18 protein-coding genes are annotated in these 23,874 nt (G+C 60.6%); 5 read left to right on the top strand and 13 right to left on the bottom strand.

Annotation, left to right across the window (positions count from 1 at the left end):
• Positions 1 to 2: 2 nt before the first annotated feature.
• From OVA07_RS13505 to OVA07_RS13495, 3 genes are read right to left on the bottom strand one after another with little or no spacing between them, the layout of a single operon-like run.
• Positions 3 to 1,613, bottom strand: a complete 1,611-nt coding sequence (locus OVA07_RS13505; protein WP_268171975.1) for a carboxyl transferase domain-containing protein — start codon at positions 1,611 to 1,613, stop codon at positions 3 to 5.
• Positions 1,610 to 2,596: an alpha/beta hydrolase gene (locus OVA07_RS13500; protein WP_268171974.1), complete on the bottom strand. Its 987-nt coding sequence runs from the start codon at positions 2,594 to 2,596 to the stop codon at positions 1,610 to 1,612. Before OVA07_RS13500 ends, OVA07_RS13505 begins: the two co-directional genes overlap by 4 nt.
• Positions 2,597 to 2,616: 20 nt before the next feature.
• Positions 2,617 to 3,780, bottom strand: coding sequence for an isovaleryl-CoA dehydrogenase (locus OVA07_RS13495; protein ID WP_268171972.1), 1,164 nt, complete (start codon positions 3,778 to 3,780; stop codon positions 2,617 to 2,619).
• Between the two features lie 94 nt (positions 3,781 to 3,874).
• On the opposite strand from OVA07_RS13495, the gene OVA07_RS13490 reads away from it, so the two are divergent.
• On the top strand, positions 3,875 to 4,738 hold the full coding sequence (locus tag OVA07_RS13490) for a LysR family transcriptional regulator (protein WP_268171971.1): 864 nt from the start codon (positions 3,875 to 3,877) through the stop codon (positions 4,736 to 4,738).
• A 59-nt stretch (positions 4,739 to 4,797) separates the two neighbouring features.
• On the opposite strand, the gene OVA07_RS13485 is transcribed toward OVA07_RS13490, so the two are convergent.
• Entirely contained in the window at positions 4,798 to 5,433 is a 636-nt protein-coding gene (locus OVA07_RS13485) for a murein L,D-transpeptidase catalytic domain family protein (protein ID WP_268171969.1), read from the bottom strand.
• A 334-nt stretch (positions 5,434 to 5,767) separates the two neighbouring features.
• On the opposite strand from OVA07_RS13485, the gene OVA07_RS13480 reads away from it, so the two are divergent.
• On the top strand, positions 5,768 to 6,424 hold the full coding sequence (locus OVA07_RS13480; protein ID WP_268171968.1) for an RBBP9/YdeN family alpha/beta hydrolase: 657 nt from the start codon (positions 5,768 to 5,770) through the stop codon (positions 6,422 to 6,424).
• 4 nt (positions 6,425 to 6,428) lie between these two features.
• Here the strand turns inward: OVA07_RS13480 and glgX are convergent, their stop codons facing one another.
• The 8 genes from glgX to OVA07_RS13440 all read right to left on the bottom strand — a co-directional run bounded on the left by glgX (position 6,429) and on the right by OVA07_RS13440 (position 20,140).
• Positions 6,429 to 8,198: a glycogen debranching protein GlgX gene (gene glgX, locus OVA07_RS13475; protein WP_268171966.1), complete on the bottom strand. Its 1,770-nt coding sequence runs from the start codon at positions 8,196 to 8,198 to the stop codon at positions 6,429 to 6,431.
• Positions 8,195 to 9,823: an alpha-D-glucose phosphate-specific phosphoglucomutase gene (locus OVA07_RS13470; protein WP_268171965.1), complete on the bottom strand. Its 1,629-nt coding sequence runs from the start codon at positions 9,821 to 9,823 to the stop codon at positions 8,195 to 8,197. Before OVA07_RS13470 ends, glgX begins: the two co-directional genes overlap by 4 nt.
• The gene (gene glgA / locus OVA07_RS13465) at positions 9,820 to 11,277 is read right to left on the bottom strand and encodes a glycogen synthase GlgA (RefSeq protein WP_268171963.1); all 1,458 of its coding nucleotides are present in this window, start codon (positions 11,275 to 11,277) and stop codon (positions 9,820 to 9,822) included. Before glgA ends, OVA07_RS13470 begins: the two co-directional genes overlap by 4 nt.
• Positions 11,274 to 12,533 carry a glucose-1-phosphate adenylyltransferase gene (gene glgC / locus OVA07_RS13460; protein WP_268171962.1) on the bottom strand — a complete coding sequence of 420 codons (1,260 nt, stop codon included), beginning with the start codon at positions 12,531 to 12,533 and terminating at the stop codon, positions 11,274 to 11,276. The genes glgA and glgC overlap by 4 nt, the downstream gene beginning before the upstream one ends.
• A 17-nt stretch (positions 12,534 to 12,550) precedes the next feature.
• Entirely contained in the window at positions 12,551 to 14,716 is a 2,166-nt protein-coding gene (gene glgB, locus OVA07_RS13455; protein ID WP_268171960.1) for a 1,4-alpha-glucan branching protein GlgB, read from the bottom strand.
• 8 nt (positions 14,717 to 14,724) lie between these two features.
• Positions 14,725 to 17,136 (bottom strand): glycogen/starch/alpha-glucan phosphorylase, encoded by a 2,412-nt coding sequence (locus OVA07_RS13450; protein WP_268171959.1) that lies wholly within the window; start codon positions 17,134 to 17,136, stop codon positions 14,725 to 14,727.
• Positions 17,137 to 17,522: 386 nt separating this feature from the next.
• Positions 17,523 to 18,062: a cytochrome b gene (locus tag OVA07_RS13445; protein ID WP_268171958.1), complete on the bottom strand. Its 540-nt coding sequence runs from the start codon at positions 18,060 to 18,062 to the stop codon at positions 17,523 to 17,525.
• A 2-nt stretch (positions 18,063 to 18,064) separates the two neighbouring features.
• Positions 18,065 to 20,140: a TonB-dependent receptor plug domain-containing protein gene (locus OVA07_RS13440; RefSeq protein WP_268171956.1), complete on the bottom strand. Its 2,076-nt coding sequence runs from the start codon at positions 20,138 to 20,140 to the stop codon at positions 18,065 to 18,067.
• A gap of 227 nt (positions 20,141 to 20,367) precedes the next feature.
• Between OVA07_RS13440 and OVA07_RS13435 the strand changes: the two genes are divergently transcribed.
• The 3 genes from OVA07_RS13435 (at position 20,368) to OVA07_RS13425 (ending at position 23,324) form a co-directional block, all read left to right on the top strand.
• Positions 20,368 to 20,571: a hypothetical protein gene (locus OVA07_RS13435; RefSeq protein ID WP_268171955.1), complete on the top strand. Its 204-nt coding sequence runs from the start codon at positions 20,368 to 20,370 to the stop codon at positions 20,569 to 20,571.
• Positions 20,572 to 20,868: 297 nt separating this feature from the next.
• Positions 20,869 to 22,404 (top strand): ATP-binding response regulator, encoded by a 1,536-nt coding sequence (locus OVA07_RS13430; RefSeq protein ID WP_268171954.1) that lies wholly within the window; start codon positions 20,869 to 20,871, stop codon positions 22,402 to 22,404.
• The gene (locus tag OVA07_RS13425) at positions 22,404 to 23,324 is read left to right on the top strand and encodes a response regulator transcription factor (RefSeq protein ID WP_268171953.1); all 921 of its coding nucleotides are present in this window, start codon (positions 22,404 to 22,406) and stop codon (positions 23,322 to 23,324) included. The genes OVA07_RS13430 and OVA07_RS13425 overlap by 1 nt, the downstream gene beginning before the upstream one ends.
• 173 nt (positions 23,325 to 23,497) lie before the next feature.
• On the opposite strand, the gene OVA07_RS13420 is transcribed toward OVA07_RS13425, so the two are convergent.
• Complete coding sequence (locus tag OVA07_RS13420) at positions 23,498 to 23,815, bottom strand: UrcA family protein (protein WP_268171952.1); 318 nt, start codon at positions 23,813 to 23,815, stop codon at positions 23,498 to 23,500.
• Positions 23,816 to 23,874: the final 59 nt, after the last annotated feature.

Here is a 23,874-nt window from a genome sequence, read left to right as displayed (position 1 = left end):
CATCACATCCTGAACACCCCGAACCGGGGTGCCTCCGCAATCGGGGCCTGCAAGCACACCTCCAACGCCAGCCCCAGCACATCGCGGGTCTGCACAGGATCGATCACCCCATCATCCCACAGCCGCGCCGTAGCGTAATAGGGGTTGCCTTCGTCTTCATACTTCTGCCGGATCGGAGCCTTGAATGCCTCGGCCTCTTCTGGTGTCCACTTGTCCGCATCGCGGTGCACGGTGGCCAGCACGGATGCTGCCTGTTCGCCGCCCATCACGCTGATCCGCGCGTTGGGCCATGTGAACAGGAAGCGGGGCTGATAGGCCCGTCCACACATGCCGTAATTGCCCGCGCCAAAGCTGCCACCGATCAACACGGTAATCTTGGGCACCTGCGCCGTGGCCACGGCTGTCACCAGCTTTGCGCCATGTTTTGCAATACCTTCGGCCTCATACTTTCCGCCAACCATGAAGCCGCTGATGTTTTGCAGGAACAGCAGAGGCACGCGGCGCTGACAGGCCAGTTCGATGAAGTGCGCGCCCTTTTGTGCGCTTTCCGAAAACAGCACGCCGTTGTTGGCAAGGATCGCCACCGGCATCCCGTGGATGTGGGCAAAGCCGCAGACCAGCGTGGTGCCATAAAGCGCCTTGAACTCGTGAAATTCACTGCCGTCCACGATCCGCGCGATCACCTCATGCACGTCGTAGGGCGCGCGAACGTCTTCAGGGATGATCCCGTAAAGGTCGTCGGCGGGATAGGCCGGAGGCCTCACATCTCGCACCCCTGCGAAAGCCGACCCTTCAGGCATACCGGCACCCAGATGCGAAACGATGTCGCGCACGATGGTCAGCGCGTGTTCGTCATTATCAGCCAGATGGTCCACAACGCCTGATTTGCGGGCATGCAGATCGCCTCCGCCCAGCGCTTCGGCGGTGATTTCCTCGCCGGTCGCCGCCTTTACCAGCGGCGGCCCGGCCAGAAAGATCGTGCCCTGTTCGCGCACGATCACGGTTTCATCGCTCATCGCCGGAACATAGGCGCCGCCCGCTGTGCAACTGCCCATCACACTGGCGATTTGCGGAATGCCCCACGCGCTCATGTTCGCCTGATTGTAGAAGAACCGGCCAAAGTGATCGCGGTCGGGGAACACGTCGGCCTGATTGGGCAGGTTGGCTCCGCCGCTGTCGACCAGATAGACGCAGGGCAAATGGTTTTCGGCGGCAATCTCCTGCGCGCGCAGGTGCTTCTTCACCGTCATGGGGAAGTATGTGCCGCCCTTTACCGTGGCGTCGTTGGCAAAGATCATGCAGTTGCGGCCCGAAACCCGGCCAATCCCCGCAATGATCCCCGCGCCCGGCACTTCATCGCCATACATGCCACCGGCGGCAAGCTGCCCGATCTCCAACAGTGGCGATCCGGGGTCCAGCAAGCGTTCGACCCGTTCTCTCGGCAGCAATTTCCCCCGCGCGACATGCCGTTCACGACTGCGCGCATCACCGCCCAGCGCGGCCTGCGCAACACGCGCCCGCAGGTCTTGCGCCAGCGCGCGGTTATGGGCCGCGCGCGCCTGTGCCTGTGGTGACGAAAGGTCGATATTGGTCGAGAGGACGGGAGCGCTCAACGCGTGCTGCCTTTCAGATGCTTGGCAAAGAACGGCAGCACATGGGTGCGAAACCGGTCTTTCACCCGGTTGCCGTGATCGCCGACATAGATTTCCCAGTCGTGGGCAATGCCGAACCGGGTCAGCGTTTCGTGGATCAGTTCATCGTCCGCCCGCACAAAGTCGGTGTCGCCGGTATCGATGGCAATGCCGCTCATCCGCCGCAGCGCGGGCAGGTATTGCGATGCCATGGCAACCGGCGAATTGGCCGCCCATTTGGCAATGACCAGATCGTTCACCTTGCCGCCTTCGGTGCCAAGGTCGGCATAGAACGGCGGCTTGGCGGGGTTGGGTGACCATGCCGCCGACACCGCGAAATTGCCCCGGCTCATCCAGTCGGCTGCTGCGGCCTGTTCAACCGACCAGCCTTCGTATTTCGGATCGGCCGACGAGGCTGGGCGCGGAATCTGGCAGCACGGGTTCATGGCATATAACGCGCCGAACATGTCGGGCCGTTTCATGCCCAGCTTCAGCGTGCCGTATCCGCCCATCGAATGCCCGGACAATCCGCGTGCTTCGCGCGTGGCGATGGTGCGAAAATGCTTGTCGGTCCACGCGACCAGATCGTTGGTAACGAAATCCTCGAAATTGCCGACGGTGGGTGAGTTCGAGTACATCGATCCGCCCCACTTGGTCATGCTGTCGGGCACGACCACGATGGCTTCGGTGCCTGCAGCTTTCAGCGCAGCTTCAAAATCGGTGCGTTCGACATATTGGTCAGCGGTCGAATTGTAGCCGTGCAGGAAATAGACGACCGGATAGCGACGGCCCTTTGCCTTGTCATAGCTGTCGGGCAGGAACACATAGACGGTTCGATCCGCCGAATTGCCTTCAAGATTGCCTTCCAGCGATGCGCCGTGAACGGTGGTCTTTTCCACCCGTGCCAATGCCGGGTGGGCAAGGCCAGCAAGAGCCACACAGGCCAGGATCGTCTTCAGGCGCATCACTCTCTCCACAGTTGCTTTTATCGCGCGCCGATCAGTTCTCGCCCGATCAGCATCCTGCGGATTTCATTGGTTCCGGCCCCAATGTCCAGCAACTTGGCATCGCGCAGATAGCGTTCGACCGGCCAGTCCTTGGTATAGCCCGCGCCGCCCAGCGCCTGCACTGCTTCTCCGGCCACGCGAAAGGCGTTTTCGCTGGCGAGCAGGATCGCGCCTGCTGCGTCAAAGCGCGTCGTCTGCCCGGCATCGCAGGCCTTGGCCACGGCATAGACATAGGCGCGTGCCGCCTGCATGCCGACATACATATCGGCAATCTTGGCCTGTATAAGCTGGAAGGTGCCAATCGGCTGGCCGAACTGCTTACGCTCGCGCACATAGGGGATCACAGTGTCGAGGCAGGCCTGCATGATGCCGATCTGCATCCCGGCCAGCACAACCCGCTCATAATCCAGCCCGCTCATCAGAACGCCAACCCCGCCGTGCAGCGGTCCCATCACGTTCTCTTCCGGCACGAAGCAGTCATCGAACACCAGCTCGCAAGTGGGCGATCCGCGCAGGCCCATCTTGTCGATCTTCTGCCCGATGGAAAAGCCGGGCATGTCCTTTTCAATCAGGAACGCGGTAATGCCCCGGCTGCCCGCATCGGGTGAGGTCTTGGCATAGACCACCAGCGTATCGGCATACGTCCCATTGGTAATCCAGAACTTGGTGCCGTTCAGCCGGAACCCGCCCGCCACCGCATCGGCACGCAGCTTCATCGAAACCACGTCCGATCCCGCGCCTGTTTCCGACATGGCAAGGCTGCCGACATGCTCGCCCGAAATCAGCTTGGGCAGATACTTCGCCTTCTGATCGTCATTGCCCCAGCGGCGGATCTGGTTGACGCAAAGGTTTGAATGCGCGCCATAAGACAGCCCTACCGATCCGCTTGCCCGGCTGACTTCCTCCACGGCAATTACATGGTCCAGATAGCCCAGACCCAGCCCGCCAAATTCTTCCTCAACCGTTATGCCATGCAGGCCCAGCGCGCCCATAGGCTCCCACAATTCGCGCGGGAAGCGGTCATTGCGGTCGATTTCGGCGGCCAGCGGCGCGATCTGTTCGTCGGCAAAGCGGCCTGCCGCCTCGCGGATCATCTGGGCGCTTTCGGTCAGGCCAAAGTCGAAATCGGGCGTGGCGCGCATGGCAGTGCATCCTCTCTGCTTATGGGCAAAGACTACCATCACCAAACCATCGCTCAAAATTGATTTATTCAGGCATTTGTGATAGATTTTGCCTATGATGAAGCGCGCCCATCTTCGCCAGTTCCTTGCCCTTGTCGAAACCGGCAATTTCACCCGCGCGGCAGAAAGGCTTGGCGTGGCGCAACCCACGCTGTCCGCCGCCATTGCCGAACTGGAGCGCCTTGCCGGAACCCGCCTGTTCCTGCGCGATAAACGGCAGGTGCGCCTGACCGACGCGGGCGCGCGCCTTGTCACCCATGCCCGCGCGATAGAGCGCGAATTTCGTGCTGCCGAAGCCGCCTTTGTTGATGCGCCCGCGCCACTCGCCCCGTTGCGCCTTGGCGTCATTCCCTCGGTCGCCACGGCCATGCTGTCGGTCATGGTCAACCTTTGGACAGCCACGCAGCCGCTGGCCTTGTCAGAAGGAACCGATGCCGAATTGCGCCGAAAATTAGGCGACGGGCAGGTGGATGCCATCCTTACCCTGCTGCGGCCCGACGATGCCGACCGTCCTTCGCTGCCCCTGTTGGATGAAGGTTACCGCTTGCTGATGCCAGCGGACCACCGGTTGGCCAGCGCTGCGCTGATCGACGCGCGTGATGTCGCCGCCGAAACCATGATCGCCCGCCGTTCGTGTGAAATACTGGGCGAAACCAGCCGCTGGTTCACCCAGCGTGGCGTGCGCCCGCCATTCTTCCTGCGCTCATCCAACGATGATCGCTGTATCGAAATGGTCCGGGCCGGGATGGGCGTCACCACCGCACCACAATCATTGGCGCGTGAAGGCGTCATCGCGGTGCCGCTGGCCGATTACGATTTCCGCCGCACGCTGGGGCTTTTGGCCGGGCGCGACAGGCCCGATCTGGTCGCAGAGGAAAGCCCGCTGGCAAAAGCCTGCAAGGGCGGCTTCCAACCCTAAACTAACCCAACCGCCCGTGTTGAGCGAAGTTGGGACACCACACCCTGCCAGATGCCGTCCTACTTCACCGCGTAAAGCAACCGACCTTCGCCCAATCGCTCAAGAACGCCGCTGATGTCACTGTTTGAAAAGGCAAAGCAACCTTGGCTGCGCCCGATCCGCCCTTGCGATTCCGCCATGTCTTTGCTGACATAGCTGGCGGCATGGATCACGATGCCGCGTTCCATCGCCGCGCTGTTTGCCGCTTCCAGGCCAATCAACCGGCGTGACCGGCCATGCTTGCCGGAATATGTCACCCCGGTCAGAAAAGCGCCGGGGCTTGATGCGTTGGATCCATAGCGATTGGAAAACTGTTGCACCCATCCACTATTGGCCGGGTCCGATCCGCTGCCATGCGAAACAAGGTGCGAAGACAGCACTTTGCCGCCTTCAATATCGATCAGGTGAAAACGCGCCTCGCGCGATGCCTTGGAAAAATCCACCAGTCCGACAAGGTCGCGGTGGCGGATATAGGGGGCGTGGGCATCCAGCGCGGCAACCGCGCGTTGCACCATCAAAGGCGGTGTTGGCCGCGAAAATGGCGACGGTTCAATTTCCCGTGGAGGTGTGACAGCCAGCGCCGGCTGGCCCGAAACGGCCATGCTACCCAGCGTTGCCACCATGGCGCCTAAAAACTGGCGCCGATCAGGAACCATTATGTGAGACCCCAGTTATCAATCGTTGGGCCTGAATTTGTATGCTGCGCATCACACCTGCAAGACTGGCAGCCAATCCTTGCGACGAGCCGTGCATGACCCGCCACCTGCTGAGCCGTCGGCCCGCGCCCACCTGTTTCTTTGCCAGTCGAGCTGCGAACGCTCGATTGCGGGGTCCCGTCCGGTTCTGTGTCTCTGCAGGGGATGAGCAGCTTGGCGCAAGCGCCGTGCATCTCGGCTCAAGCATATTGTCTATGAAATAAGTTGAGTTATCTTCGGCGAACTTGTCGGGACGTATTCCGAGTCGACCGGCCCTCATTTCGGGAGATTTCTGATGACCACCGAACGCTTTGCAGAAGCGGGGCAGGCTCCGCTTATTCTTACCGTACCGGGCCTTGGCAATAGCGGGCCGGGCCACTGGCAAACCATCTGGGAAGACGTGCTGCCCAATTGCCGCCGGGTCGACCTTGGCCTGTGGGAAGAACCGCACCGCAACACCTGGGTCAACAAGATCAACCTCGCCATTCAACGGGCCGACCGTCCGGTCGTGCTGGTCGCGCACAGCCTTGGCTGTCTGGCGGTGGCGTGGTGGGCAGAATTTGAACGGCCCCGCGATGGCAAAGTCATCGGCGCGCTGCTGGTCGCCCCACCCGACGTGGAAGAACGCCCCATCGACCGCCGCCTCACCCGGTTTGCGCCATGCCCGCAAGGCGAACTTCCCTTTGCGTCATGCCTCGTCGCCAGCCGCAACGATCCCTACATGCGGATCGGCGCGGCACGGCGTCTAGCAGACGCATGGGGTAGCCAGTTTGCGGATGCGGGTGAGGCGGGCCATATCAACGCCCAGTCTGATCTTGGCGAATGGGCGTTCGGGCAGTTGCTGCTTGACCAACTGCTGCCAACACCGCTTCGCGACGCGCAGAATGCGACCGGGATCGGGCCTGTCGGGAACTTCCGACCTGACCGCTCGCTGCGCCGGCTCGGCGCGTGATGGTTCAGATCGGACCGGCGGAGGGGCCGGTCCGATCTACGGTAAAGCCGTAGGTGTCATTTGCCCATCTGAAACCGGGTGTTTGCGGACGTTCCCAGCCTTCTGTGTGCAGTTCGCGGCCGTTCAGGTCACTCCAGGTTCCATCTTCCGGGAAGGCTGAGAATTGCGAAAGTTTGCTTTTACGCCAATGAGATAGATCGCAAACATAGTCTTCCAGCGCCAGATCACGGGTTTCCCAGTTTATCCAGGTGATCGCGTTGTCCTGCGCATAAGCGTTGTTGTTTCCGCGCTGGCTCCGCCCAAATTCATCACCCGCTGTCAGCAGGATCGATCCGGTCGAACAGAACAGCGTGGCCAGCATCGCGCGGGCGTAAGCAGCGCGTTTTGCCAGCACATCCCGATTATCGGTTTCACCTTCTATCCCATTGTTCCAACTGAAATTCTCACCGTGTCCATCACGGTTGTCCTCGCCATTGGCCCAGTTGTGGCGCTGTTCATAAGCCAGGGTATCGGCCAGCGTGAAGCCGTCGTGGGCCGCAAGAAAGTTGACCGACCGGGACGCTTTGCCAAATATGTCCGATGATCCCGCCATGCGCGTAGCCAGTACGCCAATGCCAGCATCGCCGCGCCAGAAACGGCGCACATCATCGCGGTATCTATCGTTCCATTCCAGCCAGTTAGACGGGAAATTTCCCAACTGATATCCGCCGGGGCCGATATCCCACGGCTCGGCAATCAAAACCCGGTCTGTCAACCACGGATCTGCGGCAATATCGTTGAAAATCTGCGCTTTGGCGTCAAATCCGGGGCTGCGCGCCATAATCGTGGCCAGATCAAAGCGAAACCCATCAACCCCGCAATGCCGCACGAAATGGCGCAGCGTATCCAGCGCCAGCGCGCGGACGGCGGGATTACCGAAGTCCAGTGTATTGCCGCATCCAGTATCGTTGATAAGCGTCCCGTCAGGTGCCTTGGCATAGGCCGCATCGTCCAGCCCGCGCAGACACAGGACGGGGCCATGAACATCGCTTTCCCCGCTATGATTCAATACGATATCGAGGATAGTTCCGATGCCTTCCGCGCGAAGTGCAGCCACTGTATCGCGCAATTCTGCCACGCCACCGGGACAAAGGCGCGGGTCAAGAGCCATTGGCGCAACCGGGTTGTATCCCCACGCATTGGCAAGTCTCAGCGGCGGCAGGTGTCGTTCATCAATCCACGCAGCAATGGGCATGAGTTCGATGGCAGAGACATTCAGCCGCTTGAGATGCGCAATCACCGCTGGATGGGCAAGGGCGGCCACGGTGCCGCGCTGCTGCTGCGGAACGGCAGGATGCAGCATGGTAAAGCCGCGCACGTTCACTTCGTAAATTAACCCGCCGTGCTGAAAACAGGGCGCATGTAGTGCTACTTCCGGTAGCGGTCCCGTTATGATGGATTTCGGAACAAAACTTGCCGTATCAACGCCATATTCTGATAAGCTGGCGTCGTATCTGAAGGGTTGGTCCAGTTCTGTAGTATAAGGATCAACCAGCAGCTTTGCAGGGTCGAACCACTGACCATTGCCCGGCGACCACGCTCCATCGGCGCGATAGGCATAGCGGGAGCCGGTGTAATCCCCAACGATTTCAACACGCCACCAAGCCCCATCACGCGCCATCGGCATCCGTTGTTCCACTTGCCCATCAAACAGGCAAAGCGTCAGCGCGCTGGCATGGGGGGAGCGGACGGCGAAGCAGGTCTTGCCGTCCGCGACAGTGGCGCCGGGCGTCACGTCACCACATCGGGCGCGGTGCGGCCGGTGTGGCGGACGATTCCGGCGATGGCATCGGCCGCTGCGATTAGGTCGGCCAGCATGTCCGGCGTTTCCCGGTCCAGATCGCCACCAACCGGTTCATAGCGTTCCAGATAGACACGCAGCGTTGCGCCTTCGGTGCCGGTGCCAGACAGGCGGAAGACCACGCGCGATCCGCCTTCGAACATCACCCGCACGCCTTGATTGGCGCTGGTCGAACCATCCACCGGATCGAGGTAGGAAAAGTTATCTGCCACCGAAACAACAAGTGATCCAAAGGACTTACCAGCCAAACCTGCGAGAGATCCTTTCAATTCACCCATCAGGACATCGGCCTGATCGGTGGGCAGCGCTTCGTAATCATGGCGCGCATAATAGTTGCGCCCGAATTGCGCCCAGTGTTCACGCGCGAGTTGATCGACGCTGATCTTGCGCACGGCCAGAATGTTGAGCCAGAGCAGCACGGCCCAAAGGCCATCCTTTTCGCGCACATGATCGCTGCCCGTCCCGGCGCTTTCTTCACCGCAGATGGTGGCCATGCCAGCGTCGAGAAGGTTGCCGAAGAACTTCCAGCCAGTTGGCGTTTCAAAGCATGGCAGGCCCAGCGCCTGCGCCACGCGGTCTGCCGCAGCGCTGGTAGGCATGGAGCGGGCAATGCCCTTGAGGCCCGACGCATAACCGGGAGCAAGGTGCGCATTGGCGGCCAGCATGGCAAGGCTGTCCGACGGGGTGATGAAGCGGCCTTTGCCGACAATCAGGTTGCGGTCGCCATCGCCATCGGACGCCGCGCCAAAGTCTGGCGCGTTCGTGCCAAACATGGTGTCGAACAGTTCGTGCGCGTGAACCATGTTCGGGTCAGGGTGATGCCCGCCGAAATCTTCGAGCGGGATGCCGTTGCGCACGGTGCCGCTGGGAAAGCCAAGGCGACCTTCGAGGATTTCGGTGGCGTAAGGGCCGGTCACTGCGCTCATCGCGTCAAATGACATGGTAAAGCCGGCCTGAACATTCGCCCGGATCGCATTGAAATCGAACAGAGTTTCCATCAGTTCAGCGTAATCGGCAACACAATCGATCACTTCAACCGTGAGTGGGCCACACTTGGTTTCTCCCAGCGTGTCCAGATCCACATCGTCCGCTTCTACCGTCAGCCAGCGATCGATCGTTTGCGTGCGGGCATAGATCGCATCGGTGATGCCTTCCGGGGCGGGGCCGCCGTTGGCAATGTTGTATTTGATTCCGAAATCTTCGTCCGGGCCGCCGGGATTGTGGCTGGCCGAAAGGATCAAGCCGCCTGATGCGCCATATTTGCGGATAACATGGCTGGCTGCCGGGGTCGACAGGATGCCGCCTTGCCCCACCAGCACCCGGCCATAACCATTGGCCGCGGCGATGCGGATGGCGATCTGGATGACGGTGCGGTTGTGATATCGGCCATCGCCACCGAGCACCAGCGTCGAACCATCAGCACGTTCGACCACATCGAACACCGACTGGATGAAGTTTTCCGCATAATTGGGTTGCTGGAAGACCTTCACCTTTTTGCGCAGGCCGGACGTGCCGGGCTTTTGGCCGGTGTAGGGGGTGGTCGATACGGTAATGGTCATTGGTCCTCCGCGATGAGACGGGCGTAGAGGTCCGCATAGGCCTTGCCCGAACGGTTCCACGAAAAATCGGCTTTGATTCCTGCGCGTTGCATAGAGCGCCATGCATCTCGCTGCCAGTAAAGTGTTACCGTTCTGCTGATCGCATCAGAAAGGGCGGCATAGTGAACCCCGGTGAACTGTATGCCGGTGGCGACACCGCCGTTCAATGCGGCAAGATTGGCGTCGATCACCGTATCGGCAAGGCCGCCGGTGCGGGCGACCACTGGGACACAGCCATAAGCAAGGCCGTAAAGCTGAGTCAGGCCGCAAGGTTCAAAGCGGCTTGGCACAAGGATGGCATCGCCGCCTGCCTGCATACGGTGGGACAAGGCCTCATCATAGCCGGTGCGAACGGCGATCTTGCCGGGATGGCGCATGGCCGCGGCGTGAAATGTCCCCTCCATCGCCGCATCGCCAGAGCCGAGCAGGGCAAGGCGGCCGCCGATGCCGACGAGGTGGTCGAGCGTTTCGAGAAGGACATCTATGCCCTTTTGCCAGGTCAGCCGCGAGATGACGATGAACAGCGGCCCATCGCCGGGTTCAAGGCCGAATTCAGCTTCCAGCGCGCGCTTGTTGGCGTCGCGCCGGGCAAGGGTTTTGACGCTGAAGCGGCTTTTCAGTGCTGGATCGGTTTCCGGGTTCCACTGGGCAGTGTCGATGCCGTTGACGATGCCGGATACCCGCGCATCGCGGCTGACGATCAAGCCTTCAAGACCCATGCCGAATTCGGCTGTGCGGATTTCTCGCGCATAAGTGGGGCTTACGGTGGTGATGGCGCTGGCCGCTTCCAACCCTGCTTTCAGGAAGCCGATGCCGCCATGGTATTCCACCCCATCCATCGACCAGGCATGGGGGGGCAGGCCAAGCGCGGGGAACAGGTCTGCGCCATAATGGCCCTGAAATGCCATGTTGTGAATGGTCATTACCGATGGCACGCGCCGTCCGCCTTCGGGCGTGGCAAAGCGCATGTAGGCAGGCGTCATGGCTGCTTGCCAATCGTGCGCGTGGACCAGATCGAACGCGCGCCCTTTTATGGTGCCTGATCCCACGTCTGCCGCTGCACGGCTAAACGCGGCGAAGCGGCGCCAGTTATCAGCCCAGTCGCGCCCCGACGTATCACCGTAAGGACCGCCATCGCGCTGAAAATAGGCAGGCGCATCCAAGACCAGCAGCGGATGCCCGTCGATCTTTCCGGCAAGCAGGCGCGCCTTTTCGCCCAGCAGAGAAGCCCACGCGTGAACCGTGCGGGGGCGGGACAGAGCCTTGATGACCGCCGGATAGCCCGGTAGCATCGTGGTCATCTCTATCCCATGTGGAGCGACTGCGGCGGGCAGGGCGCCCGCCACATCGGCAAGACCACCGGTCTTTATCAGCGGTACGGCTTCGGACGCGACGGAAAGAACCTTGATGGTCATGAAAGCTGATCGATCATCCGTTTGGTAATGAGGCAAACGCCGCTTTCGGTGCGGCGGAAACGCTGTGCATCAAGTTCGGGGTCTTCACCCACGACAAGGCCTTCGGGGATGCGAACGCCGGAATCTAGGATTACCCGGTTCAGCCGTGCGCCGCGCCCGATGTTGCAATAGGGCAGGATGACCGCCTCTTCGCAACTGGAGAACGACCCCATCTTTACGCCTGTAAACAACAGGCTGCGTTTGGCGATCGCGCCCGAAACAATGCAATCCTGCGAGATCAGCGAAGAGATTGCCATACCCCGGCGGCCTTCTTCATCGTGCACGAATTTGGCCGGAGCGGCGATGATCTGATCGGTCCAGATCGGCCAGTCGCGGTCATACATGTTGAGCTTGGGCACAACGTCGGTCAGATCGAGGTTGGCTTCGAAATAGGCGTCCAGCGTGCCCACATCGCGCCAGTATTCCTCGATTTCCTCTGCCGCGCGGATGCACGATGCGGTGAAGCGGTGGGCGACAGCCTTGCCGTTCTTGACGATCTTGGGAATGATATCGTTGCCGAAATCGCGGCTTGAATTGGGATCGGCAGCGTCTTCGCGCAGAATGTCGAACAGGAACTTCGTGTCAAACACGTAGATGCCCATCGATGCCAGCGCCATGCTTTCATCACCGGGGATGCCAGGCGGATTTGCGGGCTTTTCGACGAAGGCGGTGATTGTGTCCGACGTGTCGACGGCCATGACGCCAAAGCCGGTTGCCTCCATGCGCGGCACGACAAGGCAGCCGATGGTCACGTCAGCGCCGCTTTCCACATGCTGGCGCAGCATCAGTTCGTAATCCATCTTGTAGATGTGATCGCCAGCCAGAATGACCATGTATTTGGGCGCGTAGGACGCGATGATATCGATGTTCTGATACACCGCATCGGCGGTGCCTTCATACCATTGGTGTTCGGACACGCGCTGCGATGCGGGCAGGATGTCGAAGCTTTCGTTGCGTTCGGGGCGCATGAAGTTCCACGCGCGCTGCATGTGCCGGATCAGCGAGTGTGCCTTGTACTGCGTGGCGACGCCAATGCGGCGGATGCCCGAATTGATCGCATTCGACAGCGCAAAGTCGATGATGCGCGATTTACCCCCGAAATACACGGCGGGCTTGGCGCGATTATCGGTCAGTTCCTTCAGTCTGCTGCCGCGACCGCCTGCAAGGACATAAGCCATCGCATCGCGTGCCAGCGGCTGAGAGTAAGTGTCACGCATCCCCTGTTTCTCCGTCCCTAACCTTCAAATTCCAGTATCAGCGTGGCTAATGGTGGCAGCACCACGAAGGCCGCGCCGTGTTCGGCCGTGACCTGCCCCAGATTGCCGATGCCGCTGCCGCCATAATCCTGTGCGTCGCTGTTCAGCACTTCACGCCATGCGCCATCGTGGGGCAGGGTAAGGTGATAGTGATCGTGGACCTGCGGGGTCATATTGCTGATGATCGCAATGGGCTTTGCACCGGGGGCCTTGCGCAGCCATGCAAAGACGCTGGCCTGTGCGTCATCGACCACCAGCCATTCAAACCCTTCCGCTTCGCAATCGCGGGCGTGCAGGGCAGGACGGGAGGTGTAAACCCGGTTGAGGTCGCGCACCCAGCGGCGCACGCCTTCGTGGGCCGGGGCGTCCAGAAGTTCCCAGTCCAGCGAGCGGGCTTCGCTCCATTCGCGGCGCTGGGCAAATTCCTGGCCCATGAACAGGAGCTTCTTGCCGGGATAGCCCCACATCAGGCCATAGTAGGCGCGCAGGTTGGCGAACTTCTGCCAGTCGTCCCCGCTCATCTTGTTCAGCAGGCTGCCCTTGCCATGGACCACTTCATCGTGGCTGAGCGGCAGGACGAAGTTTTCGCTGAACGCATACATCAGGCCGAAGGTAATATCGTCGTGATGGTATTGGCGGTGGACGGCATCGCGGGCCATGTACTTCAGCGTATCGTGCATGAAGCCCATGTTCCATTTGAACCCGAAGCCAAGGTTTTCACGCGGGCCATCGTCAAACGCGGGTTTTGATACGCCGGGCCACGACGTGGACTCTTCGGCAATGGTTAGGAAACCGGCGTGGCTGCCATAGACCGCGCGGTTCATCTTGCGCAGAAATTCAACCGCTTCCCAGTTTTCGCGGCCACCTTCGTCGTTGGGAATCCATTCGCCGCTTTTGCGCGAATAATCACGGTAGAGCATCGAGGCGACGGCATCCACGCGCAGACCATCAACGTGGTAGCGTTCCGCCCAGAACAGTGCGTTGTTGACGAGGAAACTGACCACTTCGTTGCGGCCAAAGTTGTAGATCAGCGTGTTCCAGTCAGGATGGAAACCAAGGCGCGGATCTTCGTGTTCATAAAGGGCAGTGCCATCGAAGCGGACAAGGCCGTGTTCGTCGGTGGGGAAGTGGGCGGGCACCCAGTCGATCAACACCGAAATTCCGGCGCGGTGTGCGCCATCGACAAAGCGGGCAAAACCTTCGGGTGGGCCAAATCGGGCCGACGGGGCGTAAAGGCCGGTGGTCTGATAGCCCCAGCTTGGGTCATAAGGGTGTTCCGACACCGGCAGGAATTCGATGTGGGTAAAGCCCATTTCCGCCACGTATGGGATCAGCCGGTCGGCCAGTTCGTCCCATGTGTAGAAGCCTTCATCATGCGGCTTTTGCCACGATCCGGGGTGAACTTCATAGATCGACATGGGCTGACGGCGTGCGTCAATCGATGCCCAGTGGGCGCGGTGGCCTTCATCGCCCCAGTCCATCTTAACCGGATGGGCGGTGAGCGAGGCCGTGCTGGGGCGAAATTCTGCCGCCTGTGCATAAGGATCGGCCTTTAGCGGCAACACCGTGCCGTCAGCGGCGGTAACGCGGTATTTGTAAGCGTGATGTTCGCCGATATCGGGCACGAACACTTCCCACACGCCAATGTCGACGCGGTGGCGCATGGGGTGGCGGCGGTGGTCCCAATCATTGAAATCACCTACCACTGAAACAAGGCGGGCATTGGGCGCCCAGACGGCGAAGTGAACCCCGCGCGCGCCTTCGTGTTCGATCAGGTGCGCGCCCAGCTTGTCAAACAGGCGCAGGTGGGTGCCTTCGGCAATCAGGAAGTCGTCGAGCGGGCCGAGCACCGGGCCGAAGGAATAGGCATCGGTGACCAGCCATTCGTGGTCACCCGCCTTGCAGGCATAGCGTACCGGTTGGGGAGAGCCATTGACCTGTCCTTCGAACAGGCCGCGCCCGTCAACCCGCGTCAGCTTGCCCAGCTTCTTGCCGGACAAGGACCATACCACCACCTCTTCGGCACCGGGAAGGACCGCGCGGGCAAATGCTCCGTCTGGTCCTTCATGGATGCCAAGAAGCGAGAAAGGATCGGCGTGCGTCCCGTCCAGAAGGGCTTCGATTGCGCTCGCCGGTGGCTTCATTGTGTCTTTCAGACCCCCCAGATATCGCGGGCATATTCGCCAATCGTGCGATCGGACGAGAACCAGCCCACGTTGGCAATGTTCCTGATGGCGGCGGTCCGCCAGCCTGCCTGATCTTCCCAGCGCTTGTCGATGCTGCGTTGCGCTGCATGATAGCCATCGAAATCAGCCGCGACCATGAACCAGTCATGGTCATAGATGCCGCCCATCAGCCCGGCATACCGATCAGGGTCATCGGGTGAGAACACGCCGGTTGCGATGGCCGAGATTGCCTGCTGCAATTCGCGAGAGCTTTCGATCACTTCGCGCGGGTTGTAGCCATTGGCGCGCTTTTCTTCGACCTCTTCCGCGGTAAGGCCAAAGATCACGATGTTGTCATCGCCAACGTGATCCTTGATCTCGATATTCGCGCCATCAAGCGTACCGATGGTCAGCGCGCCGTTTAGCGCGAACTTCATGTTTCCGGTGCCCGATGCTTCCATGCCTGCGGTGGAAATCTGTTCGGAAAGATCAGCCGCCGGGATGATGCGTTCGGCCAGCGTCACGTTGTAGTTGGGCACGAACACGACCTTGAGCAGGCCGCCCACCGATGGATCGGAATTGACGCGGCGGGCAATGTCATTGGCCAGTTTGATGACCAGCTTGGCGTTGTGATAGCTCGACGCCGCCTTGCCGCCGAATATCTTTACGCGGGGCACCCAGTCGCGTTCAGGGTGCGACCGGATCTGGTCATAAAGCGCCACCGTCTCGATCAGGTTGAGCAACTGGCGCTTGTATTCGTGAATGCGCTTGATCTGCACGTCGAACAGGGCATCGGGGTCGAGCCGGACGCCGGTCAACTCCTTGATATGCTTGGCCAGCGCGATCTTGTTGGTGCGCTTGACCTCGGCAATGCGTTCACCCAGCGCGGCGTCTGCGGCGAAAGCGTTAAGGTCAGCCAGCTTGGCCGCATCGTCGAGGAAGGCATCGCCGATGGCGTCCTTCAGCACCGAAGTCAGCCTTGGATTGCACTGTTGCAGCCAGCGGCGCGGGGTGACGCCATTGGTCTTGTTGTTGATGCGTGTGGGATAAAGCTTGTGCAGGTCGGAAAAGACCGTCGATTTCATAAGGTCGGTGTGCAGTGCTGCCACGCCGTTGACGCTGTGCGCGCCGGTAAAGGCAAGGTTGGCCATGCGCACGCGCCGTTCGCCGCCTTCGTCGATCAGGCTGATGGACGAGATGGCGCTATCATCCAGCCCGGCTTTACGCGCTTCGCGCAGCACACGACTGTTGATGGCATATACGATCTGCATGTGGCGCGGGAGCAGTCGTTCAAACAGCGGCAGCGGCCATGATTCCAGAGCTTCGGGCAGCAGGGTGTGGTTGGTATAACCGACCGTCGCCTTGGTCACTTCCCACGCTTCGTTGAATTCAAGGCCATACGTATCGACCATCAGCCGCATCAGTTCAGCGACGGCCACGGCGGGGTGAGTGTCGTTAAGCTGGATCGCCGCCTTGTCGGGCAGGGTGCGGATGTCGCCATGATACTGGACGTGGCGACGCACGATGTCCTGAATGGAGGCGGAGGTGAAGAAGTACTCCTGCCGCAGGCGCAGTTCCTGCCCGGCGGGGGTGGAGTCCGCAGGATAGAGCACACGAACAAGGCTGTCGGCGCGCACCTGTTCAGCCATGGCGCCAAAGTGATCGCCCGCGTTGAAGGCGTCGAGCCGCAGCGGATCGAAAGCATGGGCGGTCCACAGGCGCAGTGTGTTCACTCGCTTGCCACGCCAACCGACGACAGGTGTATCGACCGCGCTGGCTTCAACCTTTTCGGCAGGGCGCCATTCCACGCCATCGCCATTATCGACCACTTCACCGCCAAAGCCGATGATATAGGCGCTTTCGCGGCGGTCGAACTCCCATGGGTTGCCGTGGGATAGCCACGTTTCGGGCAGTTCCACCTGCCAGCCATCATCGATGCGCTGGCGGAACATGCCGTTCACGTAGCGAATGCCATATCCGTATGCGGGAATATCAAGGCTGGCGAGGCTTTCCATGAAACAGGCGGCCAGACGGCCAAGGCCCCCGTTGCCAAGTGCGGCATCGGGTTCCAGTTCTTCCAACGCGGCCAGATCGAAGCCATGTTCGCGCAGGGCCTTTTCCATGTCGCGCGTCAGGCCCATGTTCGACAGGGCGTCGCGCAGCAGGCGGCCGATCAGGAACTCAAGGCTGAGATAGTAAACCCGCTTGCCGCCTTCGTCATAGGTCTTGCGAGTGGATTCCATCCATTTGTCGATCACCGCATCGCGCAGGGTGAGGACGGTGGCGGTGTACCAGTCATGCGGCTTGGCTGCGCGTTCATCCTTACCCACGCGCTTGCGCAGCACATCGATGATCTGCGCATCGATTTCAGCGGCTTTAGAATTGGTTTCGAGGCTCATGGTACACGTCCCACCCTGCTTTGCCTGGCAACCATGATGGGCATTGCCACCGTGGCGCAGGCATCGTTGCACCGGCCTTTCAAAACGGACCGCCTCTTGTCTTGCCGCATCGATAGACGTTCGACTGGCTGAGGCTTTGACCGCAGATCATCACACTCCCGTGATAATGGGTATGCCAGTGCCTTGCGCCACGGCAAGCGGCGATTTTGCGCTGACAGGAAATCGTGATTTTGTGCAGCACCATGGCGAGCGCAAGAATTGCGATGACCGCCAGCGGCCCCGCGCTTTTTGCCTGCTAATGGTTTTGCCACGCCCCACCCACATCTGTTCAATTGCGCAATACTAGTGCGCCCTTGGTGGAATGTCGGGCAGAATACGTTTGCGCGTCAGAACATGCGGCGCAAGACATTGTCCTTGATGACAAAATGGTGATGTAGTGCCGCAGCGATATGCAAAATTACCAGACCAGCCATCAGAAAGCCTAACACTTCATGGCTTTCATGCGCAATTTCGGCCAGCGCTGAACCTTTGGTGACGGCCAGTTTTGGCCATTCAAACAAGCCATAGATGGAAATCGGATATTTGCCGGCCGAAGACATGATCCATCCGGTGACCGGCACAGCCAGCATCAGCGCATAGAGAATGCCATGAGTAAGTTTTGCGACAAGTCGCTGAAGGCTGCTCATGGTGGCGGGCCAGTCCGGCATCGTCCAGGTAAAGCGCCAGCCCAGACGCGCCAGCGACAACAGCAGGATCAGGATGCCGGTAGCCTTGTGGACCGGGAATGGGTTCCACATGTCTTCAATCGCTTCGCCACCAATGCCGCTGGCAAGGTTGAACAGAATCATCACCGCGAGCACCGCGTGGAAGGTGCGCGCCACACTGTTGTAACGCACCACTTCTGCACTTCCTGCCAGATTTGTCATGCCTACCGAACCTCCACGCGAATGCCTGCCCAGAACGTGCGAGGCGTGCCGATGTCCATAGACCCGTCCTGAAGGCGCGTCACTATCGTCTCACCACTCAGATTTTCGCCGCGCAGGACAAGGCTGATGGCATTGTGCAATGGGATTTGGGCAAAGGCGTCGATCGTGGTCGCAGCAGGCAGCAGGTCGGTTTCAAGGTCATCTTCGAATTGCGATCCCGTGTGGCGCAAGGTAACTGCAAGCGACCAGCGCTCAGCCGGACGCCAAGATGCGGTAGCGCTGCCTGCCCAGCGCGGCGTTTGGGCGGGACGTTTGCCATTCAGTGCAATGGAAGCGCCGAAGGCTTGCATTTGCGCGTCGGTATAGGCCAGCGATCCGTCGAAGCCGAACGCGCCCGACCGTAGCCGTGCGCCCATTTCGATGCCTTGGGCATGAACTGCGCCCACATTTTGCCGCTGGCGTGTGGTGGTATTGCCGCTGACGCCCAGCGTGACGTTGGCAATGGCATTGCGGATGCGGTTGTCGAACGCGGTTGCGTTCAACGTGATCCCGTCAGCCGGGGTCACATCAATGCCCAGTTCAAAGCCTTCCAGCTTTTCGTTGCGTAGTGCAGGGTTGCGTTGCGTCGCGCTGATCGCCACGCCGCCACCCGAACGCGGAGCAACCACGGTGAAAGATCGGTAAAGTTCATTCAGCGTGGGCAGGCGCAGGCCGGTATAGGCTGCTGCGCGCAAGGAAACGCCGCTGCCTGCATCCAGCACGCCGCCGCCACGGAAGCTGCCCTGCCACCCGGCGCGACTGGCAAATGCAAGATCGGTGGTGCGTGTGCCGGCAGGCGTTGACTCGGTCACGTATCCGTCGCGCACGGTCCACCGGTCTGCCCGTGCCCCTGCGGTCAGCAACAGCGCGCCGATTGTCCAGTCATCCTCGACGAACAGACCAAGATCGCTGGTCTTTCCGCCTGCCGTGCGTCGCGCGGTGACAAGGCCGGTGACAGCGGAATAGGCGTCTTCGGCCATATCGCCATCGGCAAGGCGAAGGTCCGCGCCCAACCGCAGGACGTGTCCATTGCCGACTGGTGGGCGCAGTTCGGCCTTGCCGCCAATGCCGGTGGATGGCGTGGCGCGCTGGTCCAGCGTCTTGCGAAAACTGGTGGAACTGATGACCACATTGGTAAAATCGCGCGCCTGCACATAGCCCAGCACATCGAAAGCCCACAGGCCGCGTCCGACAAGGCGCAGCGAGGCGTCCTGTCCACTGGATGATGTATCTGCACCAGAAAAGCGCAACGTGCGGCGGTCTTCGAACACAAGGCCGCGCATCTGCAATTCGACCGCATCGGTCAGCGGTGCAACTGCCCGAAGGCCTGCGGACCATGCATCATACCGGGCGCGGGCGCTGATCGGCACGCGCTGGCTGACAGGCGTTGTGTAGAACCCTTGGCCACGATCCCAGCGGCCGGACAGCATGGCAAAGCCGTTGCCCAGATTGGGCGACAGCGTGCCTGAAAGCTCCGTTTCGCCACGGTCGTTGGCAAGAAGCCCCGCCTGCACCAGCCCAAGCTGGTCGGCGTTCGCGCTTTCCAGTTCCACCGTTCCTGCCACTGCGCCCGCGCCAAATGCGCCTGCGCCGCCGCCCCGCGTGACGCGCGCCGTGGCAAGACGTTCGGGCGCGATGGCGCTGAACGGGATATAGCCGAAAAATGGGTCCGCCACGGGCACGCCATCAAGCAACACCAGCGTTCGGCTGCTGGCATTGCCGCCCAGCGCGCGCAGGGTGACGCCCTGTGCCGACGGATTGGACGAACGGCTGTCAGACCGGCGGAATTGCTGGAACCCGGCAGCAGACGATAGCGCATCTTCCAACCGTCCGGATGCGGCACCCAGCAATCGCTCGCGATCAATCTGTTGTACATTGTAGGCAGGGGCTGCCGGTGGTGCTTCAAGCCCTGTGCCGATGACCACGATCTGCGTTCCATTGGCGTCCTCTTCGGCATATGCCGTGCCGGACAGGCTGGTGGCCGCAATGGGCAAGGTGGATATCAAGCTGGCGATTCGCCGCATCGGAACATGCTCCATCACGGCCCCTTGGCGAGCCTTGCGAGCCACCTAGCCTGTCGATTCGGATTCGCCAGCGGAAATCTGCGCCTGCAATCATGCGGCATATTATGCCGTGAAAGGATGGTGTGCCGGAACAAGAGTCCAAATTTATGACATCCGTCCGGAAATGACATGCGGTAAATGGCGTATGTCCTGTGCTGCGCCGCAAAATATGTTTCCGGAAGAAACAAACAAATGAGGGCAGCATGACCATCCAGCGACTAACCCAGGTTGAACCCGCCGTTGTCATCAAGATGGCGTCGATCCTGACCAGCCAGAAGCCGGACGTAATTCAGGACCGGTTCGGCATCGGCCTGAATACCTGGGTCAAACTGCGGGAAGGAAAGGCAATTCGTCATTCGGTGGCGATTCGACTGTTACAGCGTCTGCAGCGCGATCAGGTGATCTGAATGCGGCGCAGCCATGACCGGTAAGACTTTTGGTGGGGGTTGAGTAACGCGCGTTTGCAGTGCACAATCAGTATGTGCCACAAACCATAGCAATGGCGCGCGGGGTCGAAGGCGATGGACATTCATCCAAAGGGGCAGGGACGGCTTCCGGGCGTCGATGCCCTGCGGCCTGAAAGTCCTTTTCATCGCATGATGGCATCCATTTTTGGTCGTGCGGGCACCCTTTCTATCTCGCGCCCGATGATGTGTGCCGCATTCGCGATCGCCAGCGTTGGGCTAGTCCTGGGGCTGGCGGATTTGGTTACGGCCGATGATCTCCGCGCCCTTCATGTTTTGCCAATCACGGCACTGGGCTGCGCGATAGCGCTTGGTGGTTTCGGGCTGGTCAGCCCGCGCGCTGCAGGCGATCAGGCCCCGGCCGAACGTGATGACATGATCCGCGATCGTGATGCCGCCACGGCGGCCAGTGCGGCCAAAAGCCGGTATCTGGCAAGTGCCAGTCACGAAATCCGCTCTCCGCTCAACGCCATTTACGGCTACGCGCAACTGGTTGAGCGCGGCGGCGCGGTCGATCCCAAAGATGCGGCGCGGGTGATACGCCGCAGTGCCGAACATCTCACCAACCTTGTTGAAGGCCTGCTCGATATCGCCTCGGTCGAGCAAGGGATGATCCGGCTTGACCCAGCGGTGGTCCGGCTTGGTCCATTGGTGGATCAGGTGGCTGACATGTTTCGCCCAATGGCAGAGGCCAAGGGGCTGATATTCCGCTGCGAAATGCCGGAACGACTGCCCGAATTCGTCCGTATGGACGAACGCCGGGTGCGGCAGGCGCTCATCAATCTGGTGTCGAACGCCGTCAAATTCACAGCGAGCGGCGAAATCGTGGTGGCGCTGCGCTGGGCCGGACAAATGGCCACGTTTGAAGTGCGCGATACCGGCCCCGGTATTTCAGAAAGCCGACAGGAACAAATTTTCGCGCCATACGAAAGGCTGGATGAGGTCGAGCGGACCGAGCAGGCGAGTGCCGGACAGCAGGGGGCAGGGCTGGGACTCGCCATCACCCGCGCCATTGTCCACATGCTGGGCGGCGATCTTCAACTTGATAGCGCTGTGGGGGTGGGATCGTGCTTCCGCATCGTGCTGATGCTGCCGCAGGTTTCGGGCATGGTGAACCGCGCGGCAGAGCGTTTGCGCCCTATCGGTTATGCCGGGCGTCGGCGGTCGATCCTGCTGGTTGATGACGATGCCGACCACCGGATGCTGCTGCGCATTGCGCTGGGCGATCTGGGCTTCGAGGTTGCGCAGGCCAGCGATGGACACACTGCACTGGCGACATCGGGGAAAGGGCATTTCGATGCCGTCATTCTCGACGTGCAGATGCCCGGCATTTCAGGGTGGGAAACGGCGGCCTATCTGCGCGCGGTTCATGGCGATGCGCTGAAGATCGTGATGCTGTCTGCCAATGCAAACGAGCGCCATGGCTTGGTCGGGTGCGAATCCGATCATGACCGCTTCTTGCTCAAGCCGGTTGATCTTACTGCGGTGATCGACGCGCTTGGCGTCCTGCTCGGCCTTGAGTGGATCATGCCTGAAAGTGCAGTCGCACAGCAAGACGTGCCGCAAACATTTGCTGTCCCGTTATCGCCGCAGGTGCGTGAACATGCAGAACGGTTGAAATCGCTTGTGCAGATCGGGCATGTCCGTGCATTGGAAGGTGAAATTCGCAGTCTTGAGCAGGCGGACCCCGCCGCAAGTGCGCTTGTGGCCAGACTTTACGACTGTCTGGACCGATTTGATCTCGCCGCGCTGGGGCGAACGCTGGAGGAATTGTAATGGCTGTCGGCGATGCCCGGCGTGACACCGTGCTTGTCGTTGATGACAAGCCGGATTCCCTACGCTTCCTGACCGATACGCTGGAAAGCGCGGGCATTACCGTGCTGGTGGCAATATCGGGCAAGGCCGCGCTCGATCTGCTGGAACATATCGTCCCCGACCTGATCCTGATGGATGCGGTAATGCCGGGCATGGACGGATTTTCAACCACTGCGCTTATCAAGGCACGCGCCGAACTGGCGCATGTGCCGGTGGTGTTCATGACCGGGCTGACCGAAAGCGAACACGTCATCGAAGGGTTCGAGGTTGGCGGCGTGGACTATCTGCGCAAACCGGTGAACGTGCATGAACTGCTGGCACGGGTGCGCGTCCACATCGGTCATGCCCGTGCGATGCATGCCGGTGCTGCAGGGCTGGATGCCACCGGGCGGTTGATGATGGCCACTGATCCGCAAGGCCTGCTGTTGTGGTGTACCCCGATGGCTGAACAGGCGATCACCAAGATCAGCCCTGAATGGAGCCGCGAACAAGGCACGTTGCCCGCCGTTCTGCGCGGCCCGATTGAACGCCTGCTGGGCCGCAATGCCGGGCAGGGCGCATCGGCCAAAGTCGAACAGGCTGACAGCACCCTCGAACTGGTGGTGATTGCGCAGTATCGTGAAAACGAAGTGCTGATCCGGCTGAACGAGCTGAACCCGCGCGCCGATGTAGAGCGTTTGCAGCAGCGCCTTTCATTGACGGACCGTGAGGCTGAAGTGCTGCTGTGGATCAGCTATGGCAAATCCAACGGCATGATATCTGAAGTGCTGTCGATCAGTCCGCGCACGGTGCAAAAGCACCTTGAGCGCATTTTCGAAAAGCTGGGGGTCGAAACCCGTGCCGCTGCGGCGGCAGTCGCGATAAAGGTTCTGGGGAACTGAAACGTCGGCCGCAAGGGAGGAAGAAATCCTTGCGGCCGACGCTCAACCGGCCTTCAAGCATCCAAGACGGTCCAGGGTAGCCGCCCCGGTGCCTGTTGGGCCTGCAATCAAATCACCGTGCCTTACGGTTCGGCAAATCGCCGTATCTGGCGGTTTGAAGCATATCATCGCATTCAGCGGCTTGAAGCAACCGTTTTGCGCTTGGCTGCCATGGCCATCTGTTGAACCGCCTGTTCAACACTGGCTACTGCAGCGCGGCGGCATTGATAATCGGGCAGTGCCACTACGATCATCCGGTCTGCCGGGTCACACGCTGCGATCGCGGCATCCGAAATGCGCAGGCGCAGGCGCTGCACATCTGCCGGGCGGGCAAGGTCAAGCCCTTCGGTCGACACCGATATATTGACAGTCTGTACAGAATTGGCGGCGAGTGCCATCTGCGGAGCAGACAGCAGGCCAACCGTCGCAGCAGCGACGAAGAGCGGTTTCATGACATGTATCTCCTGCGTAGCGTTCTTTTTGTTGTATCGGTCTGGCCGGTTTCCCCGGT

It is taken from the genome of Novosphingobium sp. SL115 (genome assembly GCF_026672515.1).
Classification (GTDB): domain Bacteria; phylum Pseudomonadota; class Alphaproteobacteria; order Sphingomonadales; family Sphingomonadaceae; genus Novosphingobium.
Note: the sequence above shows the minus strand (reverse complement) of the source record. Positions and strands in the feature narration are given on the sequence as shown.